Source organism: Methylomicrobium agile (assembly GCF_000733855.1).
In the GTDB taxonomy this organism is placed as follows: Bacteria; Pseudomonadota; Gammaproteobacteria; order Methylococcales; family Methylomonadaceae; genus Methylomicrobium; species Methylomicrobium agile.
Map to the genome: position 1 here is coordinate 2,721,036 of NZ_JPOJ01000001.1, position 12,117 is coordinate 2,733,152.

Below are 12,117 nucleotides of genomic sequence, written 5' to 3' on the forward strand. Positions count from 1 at the left end.
GGGTGGATAAGCGAAGCGCATCCACCCACGCCGGCCTTTTCGTGGTGGATGCGCTTCGCTTATCCACCCTACTATTATGAAATATTTAGGCAGATAACATGATCCCAATGGTAAACCTGAAGGCCCAATACGCCGAAATCAAGGACGAGGTCGAGCAGGGCCTCGCCGAGACGATCGCGAATTGTTCATTCATTCTCGGCCCGAACGTGCAGGCTTTCGAACAGGAATGCGCCGATTATCTGGGCGTCAAGCATGCGATCGGCGTGGCATCCGGCACCGATGCGCTGCATCTGGCGCTGATCGCAGAAGGCATCGGCCCCGGCGATGAGGTGATCACGACCGCGTTCACGTTCATCGCGACCGCCGAGGCGATCCGCTATGTCGGCGCGAAGCCGGTGTTCGTCGATATCGATCCGAAGACCTTCAATATTTCGCCGGAGGCGATCGAGCAGGCGATCACGCCGAACACCAAGGCGGTGATGCCGGTGCATCTGTTCGGCCAGCCGGCCGACATGGCGCGGATTACTGCAATCTGTTCGCAACACAATCTGAAATTGATCGAAGACTGCTGCCAGTCGTTCGGCGCCTCGATCGGCGGCAGGCAGACCGGCGCGATCGGCGACGCGGGCGGCTACAGTTTCTTTCCGAGTAAGAACCTTGGCGCCTACGGTGACGGCGGCCTGGTCGTGACCAACTCGGACGCGGCCGCCGAAACGATCAAAATGCTGCGCAATCACGGTTCGAAGGTGCGCTATTACCACGACATCATCGGCTACAACAGCCGGCTCGACGAGATGCAGGCGGTGATCCTGCGCGCGAAACTGAAACGGATCGACCGCTACAACGGTGCGCGCCGCCGCGCCGCGCACCGGTATTCGGAACTGATGGCCGATTTGCCCTTGACCACGCCGTTTGAGGATGGCGTCGGGGAGCATGTGTATCATCAGTACACGCTGCTGTGCGACCGCCGCGACGAGGTCATGAAGGCACTGCAGGAAAACCGGATCGCCTCGGCGATTTATTATCCGGTGCCGCTGCACCGACAGAACGTGTTCAAAGACGAATGCGCCGGCGTCAGCCTGCCGAATACCGAAAAGGTGGCGGCAACCTGCCTGTCCTTGCCGATCTGCTCGGAGCTGGATGATCGGACGATAGAGTCGATCGTGAAGGTGATTCGCGCCGCGCTGGTTTGATTATGGATTTGGCTTCAAATCATTTCCCGGTCAAAGACCTGCCGGGTTTTAAAAACCTGGCAGGTCTACCGGCATACCGGAAAGTTCATATCGGCCAATTCCTATGCGGACCATGAAGGCGTTTCTGTAAGGCAATCAAGGGCCTCTTACAACTTTTTATAGACTCGCCTACGGCATCGAGAATTGGCAAAAAGCAGGAATTATCGCGCATTCAAAGCGATTGGGCTTTATTCGAAAGCCGCGGCGAAGGTGGGCGCTCCCGCAAAACCGTAGCGCCTAAGGCCCCTCGAAAACAAAGGATTGGGTCGATAATGACTTCCCCTCATCGTTCCTACGCGCAGCGCGTGAGAACGGGAAAAAGACTACAACGCCCGGAAATCAATCATGATTTACCGTTTCCGGATGCCTTCCCTTGCATCGGCGAGTGTGTCAGCGATGTCGCCAATGCCGGTATCGCTGGCATCGAAACGAGTAGCGAGCTTGTTTTCAACCCGCAATGGCGCGGCGGTGCGGCTTACACCTATAACGATAGCCGCAATCTCGACAATAGACGCCGGTTGCCGTTTCAGGCCCCGCACAGCGTCCGCGCTTGGGGCGAATGGCGCGCGCCGAATCTGCCGCTGACCTTATGGGTCGAAGGCATCTACCGCAGCCTGTCTCAAAACGATCTCGGCAACACGCTGGATGTGGACGACGCGTTTCATCTGAACGTTCACACCAACTACCGGGTAACGCCCAAGCTCGATTTGTACGTGCGCGGCGAAAACATCAATAACGACAAGACGCCGGATATCCATAGTTTTGATCATGCCAGCGCCGTGGTCTACGGCGGCCTTTCCTACCGGCTTTGAACCGGCAATCGATGCCCAGGCTACCGGCCGAGCGAAATGTAGCCATACCGCCAACAAAAAGTTGACACTGGCTTTTGCCGCACGTCCAAAGTCGTCCGCAACACCGTTCGACGTGTCTGTCACCTAATAGAATGAGTGGAGCGCCAGCGAAACCCATCAAACAATTTCTCCGGTACAACGGTGGATGATTTACGGCGGCATCGGTCCAGCCATCAGATGCGACAAATAAAACTTCACCAATTCGCGCTGGTTTTTGGTTTGGGTCTTGGCGAACAAGGCGCTGAGCTGAGTACGCAGGGTCTTGATGCCGATTTGCAGGCTTTCGGCGATTTCCTGGGTGCTGTCTTTCAGCAGTAATTGCTCTAAAACGCGGGTTTCGGCCGGAGTGAGACGGTAAAGCTGGGCAAAGCCGCCGAGATTGCCCGTAGCCAGCTTGCCCGGTTCTGCGATCAGCACCATGATGCGCGCTTGCTCTGTTAAAGTTTGGGTAAAGGCGCTGGGCAGCGGCATGAAAGTGATCATCCAACGCTGGCTGGTCCCGATACCCTTTACGCCCATGCTGCCGCCAAAACCCTGACGGGCCTGATACAGGCTTTCGCGAATCGCGGCGGCATCCTGTGCGCCGGCGGCGGTCAGCCTCTGGTTGATGACCAGCGGGCCGCTGCCCTCCCGGAAAACGGCCTCGACCTGTCGATTGGCGAACAACACCTTGCCATCACCGTCCAACAAGGCCACCGCTTGACTCATCCGGTCCAGGGCGTGTTCGCGTAAGTAGCGCGTTTCCTGCTCCAACGATAAGCGCCAGTGAATGCGCAGCGCCCGCTGCAAGTGCGGCATGAGACGCCGATACAAGGCGATCTCGCTCTCCGTATAGGCCGGCGCGGCGCGAGCGCAATGTCGTCACCCGTACCGAAACATCCCCTTGCTGCAAGATCGCGCCGCCGATCGAATAGAAATAATCTTGCGGCTTTAGCCAGCCATTGAAAAACTCGGTTTTGGGCAGGTCGGCGTCCAGATACAGCTGGGAAGAAATGACCGGAACGCCTTCACCGTAGCGTTTGGCATTTTGCAGCCAGACGTTCGAGTGGCCGAATTCCCTTTGGAGCGATTCGAGGAAATCCTCGTCGGTACGCGCCTGGGCGACGAAGCTTCGGTTGGGCGAGGAGGCCGTGGTCGAGTGGCCCGTGCCGAAGTCATGTACAAACAGCAAGGATCCCGCCGAATGCATCGCCTCGGAAAAGCATTCGAGAAACCGTCGCCAGGCGGCCGGCTCCATGCCTGCGTCGTAGATCAATCCGACCAGTTCGTCAAATTGCTCCTCCATTTCGCCCCCCGCTCACCCCTCGGAATTTCTCAATGATGCTGCCAATACGCAGGCACTTGGTTAGATAACCAATCACTATTCCCGGCAATTTGCCGAAAACGTTGTTTTGCTTTCTGACGCTGCGGGTGAGGATCGAAAAACGCCCGCAAGAACGCCCGTTTCAGTCAAATGACTGATGACAGGGAGGGATTATATAAATTAAGCTTCGCTCCGGCAATTTCTACGAACTGACTAATGCGAGAAGTCTCGTAGTTTGGGTTAGCGAAGCGTACCCAACAGCATTCGGCTTCGAGTGTTGGGTTACGGCTGACGCCTAATCCAACCTACATGCTAACTAATGCGATAAGGACGTAGACACCATATCAAGCGACCCGACATTTCACGGCAGAACCTCATTCGGCGGAACCGGCACGCCGGTTCCGCCTTTAAAACAATACCGGTTCCGCCTTTAAAACAATACCGGTTCCGCCTTTAAAACAATAAAAGAAATATATGAAAAGAAGACTCGGAAAGTTTGTCATATTATTGTGTTGCGTTTTGAATACGACCGCTTGCACTACCGCTAAAGCTATCAAGGAAACCGGCAATGAGTTTTCACAAGGTAATATCATAACGGGGCTTTGGTACGGAACGATGGGGATTACTATGGCCGCTCTTATTGATGTGGTAACTCTTGGCGGGACTACAGATGTCACAACAGGCTCTAAAGCCCTCATTGCGGCAGCTAATTCAGGACGTTCATATTCTGGGCCAAGTGGTATTTCCAGTTATTCAACCGCAAAAAATTCTAATGCAATAGCTAGCACTGTAACACAAAGGGCGTACACGACGTACGGTAGCAGCCGCGATTATGCTACTTCCTCAAATACGTCAAACTCCAACGTATCAAATAATGCCCAAGCATCATCTTATGCAGGCTCAAGCAGTCGTTACTCCGTACCAATGACAAATTGCGTTTCATCAAAAGTTGATCAATCCAAATCGGACAATTATGGCACTTATTATCGCCTAACTAACACTTGCCAAGTTAGGATCAGTGTTACACATTACGTTAATGGTACTACTTGGGGAGGGCATCAAGGCAAGGGAGACCTTAATCCTGGACAGTCTACGACTACAGTTAAAGTTCCGACTGGATCAAGAATAACTTATCGAGCATGTGAAATACCCGCTGGAAAAGAATGGGTAGGTATTGAAAATACCAATGGAGGAGGATTTATGTGCGTTATCTACCAGTAACCCGCTAAGGCGGATTCGCCGACAGGCAATCCGCCATCGCTTCGAAGCACATCGGCGTTTTGCTATCGCGAAAACGCCCTACAGGCTGGAAGACGGATGATAAACTGAAAACCAATCAGGCCCAATACGCCAAGGGCAAAGGCGCCGAACTGTTGTGGACGGCATGAGGTCAGGAAGGCAAATGACTGGTCAAATCCATGCTGTCGTGCAACAAGCGCAGCACCTCAATGGCTCTTATACCAACGACATGAAATACGATGAAATGACGCCCATTGCGTCTTTGCCGCGCTACATGCAAAGTGCGGATACCTGAACCGAGGTCGTCGCGTGGGCGGGTGCCGATAATGTTTGGGCCAGATCGCAGCGCATCAATTGCTTGCAAAAGTGTAGCTTCGTAAATCACTGCTTGACGTTCACCGAAGTTGCTGGCCGTCCAACGAAGTATTTCCGCAAAATCCAGTTCCGCAAGCCGAACCAATTGAACATTCCAAGAGCCCTTCGTACCACTAAAGGTCATCTTTCGGCTAAACCGTCCGCAATTGCCTTGGCAGCGATGGACTTGAGATGCGCTTGCAGCTCTTCGCCACTTTCAAATCGGGTAACGCGACCTGCTTCACTGTCGGCGATTCCCACGTCGACGGCCGCGCGCAATCTGGCGAGTTTGGCGGCATGTTCGGCCCGGCGCTCTTCCACTAGACGCAAGCCTTCGCGTAGCACTTCACTGGCGTTCTGGTATTCCCCGCTTTCGACCAACTGCTCGATGAAGGCGGCTTGATGGTTGGTGATGACGACATTACGTGTTGGCATGGCATTTTCTCCTATAGCGCATTGGCAGATTATGCCATTTTATTCACGCCAAGATGGGACTGTCAACCCAATTCCCCAGTTTGCAGAGGACCGTAGGGCGGTTTCGCGTCAGCAAACGCCATAGCTTTGAAGCATGTTGTGGGGTTTCGCTATCGCGAAAACACCCTACAGCTCCACATCTCTCGAAAACAAGGACATGCAACACCCGCAAACCATCATGATTTATCGTTTCCGGGCGCCTTCAGCAAATCGATAATTTCTTTCAAATACGCCACTTCTTTGTCTTTCTGCTCGACGAGCAATTGCAGTTTTTCCAGCTCGACCTTCAATTGCATGAATTCAGGCGAACACACGCCAATGTGCCAGTGGCTTTGATCGTTGTTCGACCCCGCCAGATTGAAAACATTTTTTTCATTCAGCTCAAACAAATCCGCAAGCTTAATGCCGAACAAAGCAGCAATCTGCTCGAGCCGCGACAAATTCACGTCCGTTTCGCCGCGCTCGATACTGCCGTAGCCGTTTGGCGACATTTCCAGCTTACTGGCCGCCTCTTCCTGCGACCAGCCTTTCAACTGTCTGAGCAGGCGAATTTTTTCATGTACTGCCATAAAGACACATCCTATGGGTGAAATACCAAGTCTGGCTTGATTGTAGCAAACTCACGGCATTTTTATAATTCGCCCGTCAACGTACAACGTAAGGCAAATTCGCCGACACCACCGCTTTGAAGCACATCGGCGTTTTGCTATCGCGAAAACACCCTACAGTCCGACAGCTCTTCGGCGATCATTTCAGTCAAATGACTGATGACGGATTCCATTGGATTCATTAGCATGTTTTTTATTTTTAATGGCGGCGATACGCCCTGTAATGGCGGATCCTATCTTATTAACTAGGCCCGTAGATTGGGTTAGCGAAGCGTAACCCAACGGAATTCGGCTTCGCGTGTTGGGTTACGGCTAGCGCCTAACCCAACCTACAGGCTACGCAGATGATTGATTCAACGGAGCTAAAGTGGCAATCAACTCGACCATTACTCAACGTCTTTAATAGGAAGCGAAGTGAGACTCTTAAACCATAAATTTGCCAAAGGGGCCGCCGTATTTGGTGTCCTATGGGCGTCCAACTCGACAAGCGTAGAAGCCCAAAGCCAACAGATTCCGGGCGCCATCCAACCTGGACAGATCGAGAAACAGCTTAAGGCGATCCCGACTCCGAAAGCAGACACGCCTGCCCTCAAGGTGATTCCGGAACAGCCGATTCCGTCAGCGACCGATGGCGACATCGCCTTTGAACTGAAAGACGTAACTTTTTCCGGCGGTACGGTATACCCCGAAGCCGAATTGAAGAGTTTCTTTACGTCTTTATTGGGCAAAACCGTAACGTTGAACCAATTGCGCGCCGCCGCCGCAAACGCAACCGTTCATTACCGGAACGACGGCTACGTTTTAGCGCAAGTGTTGGTTCCGAAACAAACATTGCAGAACGGCATCGTTCGGCTCGACATTGTCGAAGGCCATATCAATGAAGTCAGATTCCAGGGCGATGGTATAAAGGACGTACTCGGCCTGTTGCAAAACTATGCGGACAAAATCCGCACCGCCAAACCGGTCAATATCTCGGCAATGGAGCGCTATTTGTTATTGATTAATGATTTGCCGGGCATCAACGCCTACGGTTCGCTCGTGCCTTCACCTATCACGCCGGGGGCGGCCGATCTTGTTGTCGAAATCACGCAACAATCGTTCAGCGCCACCCTCGGCTTCAACAACCGCTTGACCAAGTTGCTCGGCACTTACCGTGCGGAGGTATACGGTGAAGCGAATAATGCGCTCGGCCTGCAGGAAAAAAGCTATGCACGGGTATTCCAATCGTTCGAAGACAAGATGACCGTGCTGTCGCTGGGCGAGGACCTGCCACTGTTCAACGAAGGCACACGCCTGTCCCTGATGCTGAATCAGGTCTGGTCCAACACGTCTTTGTTCAACATCGCTAACGGTTTGAATTCTCATCTGGTATCGCTCAACATCGGTTTGGCGCACCCCTTGCTCCGCAGTCGCAACAGCAATTTAAGCGTGCGGGGCAGTTTTTCGATGGTCGATTCGACCTCCTCCAGCGACTTTTTCAATGAAACCATCACCAGCGACCGCATCCGCTCGTTCAGAGCCGGCCTAACTTATGATTTGGCCGATAGCTGGCGCGGCATCAACATGGTCGATCTGGAACTCAGCCAGGGCATCAACGCGCTTGGCGCACGTGATCCCTCCGACACGGAACGCGCGGCGGGTACCGCCAAACTATCGGCCGCTCAAGGCGAAGTCGACTACGTTAAAACCAATATCTATCTGGCTCGCCTGCAAGCGATCGCGCCGCAATGGTCTTTCCTCGCCGCGTTCCAAGGGCAATACACCGAGGATGTGCTACTCGCTCCCGAACAATTCTCGCTCGGCGGCGAGCAATTTCTACGGGCTTATGATCCCTCCGAATTCATCGGCGACAAAGGCTTCGCGACCAAAGCCGAATTGCGTTACACCTTTACTCCTTTCGCGAATGCCGACATGACCCTGTATGGTTTCCATGATTACGGTGAGGTGCATTACAACTACGATCGTCCCGGTATTGCGGTCCACGCGGCCGGCGTCGGCATGCGCATGACCGTTACCCGCTACTTTTCCGGTTACGTTGAAGGCGCAAAGCCACTCCATCCGGAGCAATCGACAGAGCTAAACAAAGACATGCGCTTGTTCGGCGGCTTTAAATTAACCTTCTGATATTGCGGAACAGCAGGAATCCGAGAAAATGAATAAAAACAGCATCCAGACCTCCGTTTGCCAACCCAATCAATTGAGGACTTTACCGGCCGCCATCCGGAAACGATTGATAGCCGAAGCAGTCGCTCTGGCCGCCTTCAGTTTTATCCCAGTCGCCCATGCCAATCCAACCGGCGGCCAGGTGGCCGCCGGCAACGCGGCGATCGTCGAGCAAGGCGCGCGGATGGACATCAACCAAAGCAGCCAGCGCGCGGTGATCAATTGGCAATCGTTCAGCATCGATACGCACGAGCATGTCAACTTCAATCAGCCCGGCCGTGACGCCGCGACGTTGAATCGGGTCGTCGGCAACGATCCATCGGCGATTCTGGGCCGGATGACCGCGAACGGCAACGTCTATCTGATCAACCAGAACGGCATCATGGTCGGCAAGGATGCCCAAATCAACGTCGGCTCGCTGACCGCCAGCACCGCGAACATCAGCAACGAAGACTTCATGGCGGGTAACCTGCACTTTGCCGAGCCCGGCAACCCAGAAGCCCGCATTGTCAATTTTGGCAACATCACCGCGCAGCAAGGCGGTCTGGTCGCTTTAGTCGCGCCGGGCGTCGAAAACCACGGCGTGATCAATGCCCGCCTTGGCAAGGTCGCGCTGGCCAGCGGCGACGCGTTCACGCTCGATCTGTACGGCGATCGCTTGATCCAACTGACCGTCAGCAAGGAACAACTCGACCATATCCCGAACGCCGAAGGCCACCCCCTGTCGCATTATGTCAGCAACACCGGCGAAATCACCGCCGACGGCGGCATCGTCACGATCATGGCCGGCACCGGCAAGGCGATCATCGACAGCCTGATCAACCTGCAAGGACACGTACAGGCGCAATCTATCGAGAACAAGAACGGCGTGATCTCCTTGCTCGGCGACGACGGCACACGGATCGATGTCGCCGGCACACTGGATGCTTCCGGCCGATCCGCGCAGAACGACGGCGGCAAAGTCGAAATCCGCGGCCGCGAAGTCAATCTGCAAGCCGGCAGCCGCATCGACGTCTCCGGCGATCGGCAAGGCGGAACTGCGTTGATCGGCGGCGATTATCAAGGTTCCGGCGACGGTGTCCGCGCCTTGCTGACTACGGTCGAGCGCAGCGCGGCGATCAACGCGGACAGCAAAACCGCAGGCGACGGCGGCAAGGTGATCGTCTGGGCCGACGATCGCACCGTCTATGACGGCAGCATCAGCACGCGCGGCGGCAGCGCGTCCGGCAACGGTGGCCTGGTCGAGGTCTCCGGCAAAAATACGCTGCATTTCGACGGCGAGGTCGATGCCAGTGCAAAGAACGGTTCGGCGGGTGAATTGCTGCTCGATCCCGGCAATTTGACCATTGCGTCCAAAACGCAAATGCAATCGACGACGTTATTACCCAACACTGGCACCTATAGCAGCCCGTCAAGCGCAGACAATGTGATCAGTTCCGAAAAGGTCAATTACCTGCTGCAAACCGGCACCAGCGTTTCTCTGAAAACCAGCAATGACTTAACGGTTGCTTCGCAGATAGACGGACGTGCCACCAATGGCGTAGCCGGCGCATCATTCAGCCTATCGGCGGGAAATAATATCAATATCAATGACAACATCCTGACCAATAACGGCGACATCTTCATCAACGCCATTACCGGCAATATTACGATGGCAAACGGCACGGCCTTGTTCGCCGGCAACCGAAATATTACCCTGACTGCGGGCAACCATACGGATCTGCAACATTTGCTTTCCACCGGGAAAATCGATGTCACCTCCGGTGCCGATTCGATTTTCCGCCAGGCTTTGGTAGGGCTGAACAATCAAGGTATTGGCGTGTTTGAAGTCGATGCCGGCGGCAATGTTGGCCTGAACGGCTTGTTGACCATAGGCGGCGTTACCGTATTGGCCGACGGCTCGATTGATGTCTTCAAACCTATTTTTGCCGGCGGTGCTGTCGATTTGTCCGGCGGCGCGCTCAATGTTGCAAACGGCGCGGATATCAGCACCAAAGGCGCGAACGGCGCATTGCCCGGCAATGAGCTCAAATTGACCTCGATTGGCGACATGCAAGTCAACGCCAATTTATTGACGGATAATGCCAAAATCATCCTGAAAACAACCGGAACGGAAGGATCGATCACCACTGCCGACAAGATCCTGATTGATCCCGGCTCCGAAAAGTTGACAATCGATGCCGGTAAAAACATCACGATGGGCAAAACCTGTTTGGCGCCAGGTGGATTGTGCAACCATTCAACCATAGAGAATCAAGGCGCTATTCCGGCCACGGCAACCCTAATTTCGCAAAATGGCGACATTAAGCTCGGTGATATCATCGCCGACCGCGGGTTATCCATCACGGCAAACCAGGGCAAACTTGACCTGAGCACGATTGATTTGCGATCCCGGGGGTCTGCCGGCATCGAGTTGACGGCAAAAAACGCGCTTAATTTGAAGGGCGATTTGTTGACTGAGAACGGTACGCTGAAGATCATCGACTCAGGAAGTGTCACCGGAACATCCGACAAGCGACTGGAGACAGGGACTGCCGATATTTCACTGCGCAGTGCCGGTGCGGTTTCCTTGTACGATGTCTTTACTACCGGAAAGCTTGATGTAATCGCCGACGGCCCGATTATTTTCAATCGGGCTTTGGGTACAGGGGATAACACCTACACCGGCTTAGCCGCACTTTCGGTTCAAGGTAAAGACGCCATAACCTTTAACGATCAAGTGCATCTGACGGGCAATCACCCGGCAGAGGGTAATTATCCGACGAGCGATAATGTACTGAGCGTATTACAAACCGGTACCACCGGCAAACTAACCATCAACGGAAAAATCGTGGTGGATAATGGCAGCGTTTACTTGGGTAAACCTGTCGGAATAGATTACTTTAACGACGCCAATAATATTGAATTAGGAAATTCAATTTATACTTTAAATGGAGATGCCATTACACTAAACAACGACATTCATGTATACAATTCAAAAAAAATAGACTCACTACTGAACGTTGACATTCCTCCAAGTTTTTCTGAATACCCTTTACACTATGTGAAAGATGTCGACAATCAGCCGACTGTCGAGCTGGAAAATCAAAATGGAAATATTTTACTCAGTGGAAATATAAATGGATTATTTGAACCAAATTTGCTACTTAATTTGAAGCTGTATGCAAAATCTATTTCTCTTCCTAACTGGGTTGGCATTCCTGCGGAGAGTTTTACAATTGATTCAAAGACATTTAACGTTTGGGATGGCGATGACTTATCTGTATACGTAAACAGAGACATAGAAAACCTGTTATTTTTTTATATTCGTACCCTGGGAACTGCCGCATTTGATTATAGTGAAAAACCTAGAGACCAAAACGAAAAGATACCGCAAAAACCTATTTCACAAGCTACACCAATTTTATCGCAAAATAGAAATTCTTCGTGGGACACATTTAACATGTTAGGAAATAATGCAGTTTCAACATCTACAGCATCCCCACAAAATTCGTTTAACACAGATTTTAGACTATTTGGGGCACCATCGAATTCGGTTTCTTCCGACCCTGAAGGAATTGACACGTCATCCATTACCAAACAAACATTAAATTATGCCGACTCGTCGGAAACGACTCCAAATGCAAACGCTCCGGAAAACTCAGACGAAGAAACAGTCATCTTGGGCGGCGGCAGCGAGGCCGATAATGCCGATTTGGGCTTAAACTCCCCGGAAAACGGGGCGGTGCAAGATACTTATTCAACCAAGCATTCTCCAGTTTGTGGAGTCGGTCGTGGGAACTCTAAAAACGGGCTGCCTCAATGCAAGGAAGCTTCTTAATTACCGTGCTTTTATTCTAAGGATCTGGCTCCAAATAACTTCCCAACCAAAGACCTGCCAGGTTTTAAAAACC

General features: G+C 52.9%; 10 protein-coding genes. 5 read left to right on the plus strand and 5 right to left on the minus strand.

Annotation, left to right across the window (positions count from 1 at the left end):
• The first annotated feature begins 98 nt into the window (after positions 1–98).
• The gene (locus CC94_RS0112935) at positions 99–1,193 is read left to right on the plus strand and encodes a DegT/DnrJ/EryC1/StrS family aminotransferase (protein WP_005370420.1); all 1,095 of its coding nucleotides are present in this window, start codon (positions 99–101) and stop codon (positions 1,191–1,193) included.
• Between the two features lie 311 nt (positions 1,194–1,504).
• The gene (locus CC94_RS0112940) at positions 1,505–2,044 is read left to right on the plus strand and encodes a TonB-dependent receptor domain-containing protein (RefSeq protein WP_031431166.1); all 540 of its coding nucleotides are present in this window, start codon (positions 1,505–1,507) and stop codon (positions 2,042–2,044) included.
• A 189-nt stretch (positions 2,045–2,233) separates the two neighbouring features.
• Here CC94_RS0112940 and CC94_RS0112945 read toward each other — a convergent pair whose 3' ends face one another.
• A complete protein-coding gene (locus CC94_RS0112945; protein ID WP_040578290.1) occupies positions 2,234–2,791 on the minus strand; it encodes a helix-turn-helix transcriptional regulator in 558 nt (185 codons plus the stop codon).
• On the minus strand, positions 2,760–3,368 hold the full coding sequence (locus CC94_RS24115) for a hypothetical protein (RefSeq protein ID WP_031431170.1): 609 nt from the start codon (positions 3,366–3,368) through the stop codon (positions 2,760–2,762). Before CC94_RS24115 ends, CC94_RS0112945 begins: the two co-directional genes overlap by 32 nt.
• Before the next feature lie 492 nt (positions 3,369–3,860).
• Between CC94_RS24115 and CC94_RS23775 the strand changes: the two genes are divergently transcribed.
• Positions 3,861–4,607, plus strand: a complete 747-nt coding sequence (locus tag CC94_RS23775) for a hypothetical protein (protein ID WP_005370422.1) — start codon at positions 3,861–3,863, stop codon at positions 4,605–4,607.
• Between the two features lie 169 nt (positions 4,608–4,776).
• On the opposite strand, the gene CC94_RS0112960 is transcribed toward CC94_RS23775, so the two are convergent.
• From CC94_RS0112960 to CC94_RS0112970, 3 genes are all read right to left on the minus strand, one after another.
• A complete protein-coding gene (locus tag CC94_RS0112960) occupies positions 4,777–5,124 on the minus strand; it encodes a type II toxin-antitoxin system RelE/ParE family toxin (RefSeq protein ID WP_005370423.1) in 348 nt (115 codons plus the stop codon).
• The gene (locus tag CC94_RS0112965; RefSeq protein ID WP_005370424.1) at positions 5,121–5,414 is read right to left on the minus strand and encodes a type II toxin-antitoxin system ParD family antitoxin; all 294 of its coding nucleotides are present in this window, start codon (positions 5,412–5,414) and stop codon (positions 5,121–5,123) included. The genes CC94_RS0112960 and CC94_RS0112965 overlap by 4 nt, the downstream gene beginning before the upstream one ends.
• A 215-nt stretch (positions 5,415–5,629) precedes the next feature.
• On the minus strand, positions 5,630–6,022 hold the full coding sequence (locus tag CC94_RS0112970) for a helix-turn-helix domain-containing protein (RefSeq protein WP_005370425.1): 393 nt from the start codon (positions 6,020–6,022) through the stop codon (positions 5,630–5,632).
• 453 nt (positions 6,023–6,475) lie between these two features.
• Between CC94_RS0112970 and CC94_RS0112975 the strand changes: the two genes are divergently transcribed.
• Both CC94_RS0112975 and CC94_RS0112980 read left to right on the plus strand, forming a co-directional pair.
• Entirely contained in the window at positions 6,476–8,185 is a 1,710-nt protein-coding gene (locus CC94_RS0112975) for a ShlB/FhaC/HecB family hemolysin secretion/activation protein (RefSeq protein ID WP_005370426.1), read from the plus strand.
• 28 nt (positions 8,186–8,213) lie between these two features.
• Positions 8,214–12,044: a two-partner secretion domain-containing protein gene (locus CC94_RS0112980; RefSeq protein ID WP_005370431.1), complete on the plus strand. Its 3,831-nt coding sequence runs from the start codon at positions 8,214–8,216 to the stop codon at positions 12,042–12,044.
• The last annotated feature ends 73 nt before the right edge of the window (positions 12,045–12,117 follow it).

What these genes read in the sequence shown, in the direction of transcription:
- CC94_RS0112935 (WP_005370420.1), top strand. Translation starts at nt 99, where the DNA reads ATGATCCCAATGGTAAACCTGAAGGCCCAATACGCCGAAATCAAGGAC.
- CC94_RS0112940 (WP_031431166.1), top strand. Translation starts at nt 1,505, where the DNA reads ATGACTTCCCCTCATCGTTCCTACGCGCAGCGCGTGAGAACGGGAAAA.
- CC94_RS0112945 (WP_040578290.1), bottom strand. Translation starts at nt 2,791, where the DNA reads ATGAGTCAAGCGGTGGCCTTGTTGGACGGTGATGGCAAGGTGTTGTTC.
- CC94_RS24115 (WP_031431170.1), bottom strand. Translation starts at nt 3,368, where the DNA reads ATGGAGGAGCAATTTGACGAACTGGTCGGATTGATCTACGACGCAGGC.
- CC94_RS23775 (WP_005370422.1), top strand. Translation starts at nt 3,861, where the DNA reads ATGAAAAGAAGACTCGGAAAGTTTGTCATATTATTGTGTTGCGTTTTG.
- CC94_RS0112960 (WP_005370423.1), bottom strand. Translation starts at nt 5,124, where the DNA reads ATGACCTTTAGTGGTACGAAGGGCTCTTGGAATGTTCAATTGGTTCGG.
- CC94_RS0112965 (WP_005370424.1), bottom strand. Translation starts at nt 5,414, where the DNA reads ATGCCAACACGTAATGTCGTCATCACCAACCATCAAGCCGCCTTCATC.
- CC94_RS0112970 (WP_005370425.1), bottom strand. Translation starts at nt 6,022, where the DNA reads ATGGCAGTACATGAAAAAATTCGCCTGCTCAGACAGTTGAAAGGCTGG.
- CC94_RS0112980 (WP_005370431.1), top strand. Translation starts at nt 8,214, where the DNA reads ATGAATAAAAACAGCATCCAGACCTCCGTTTGCCAACCCAATCAATTG.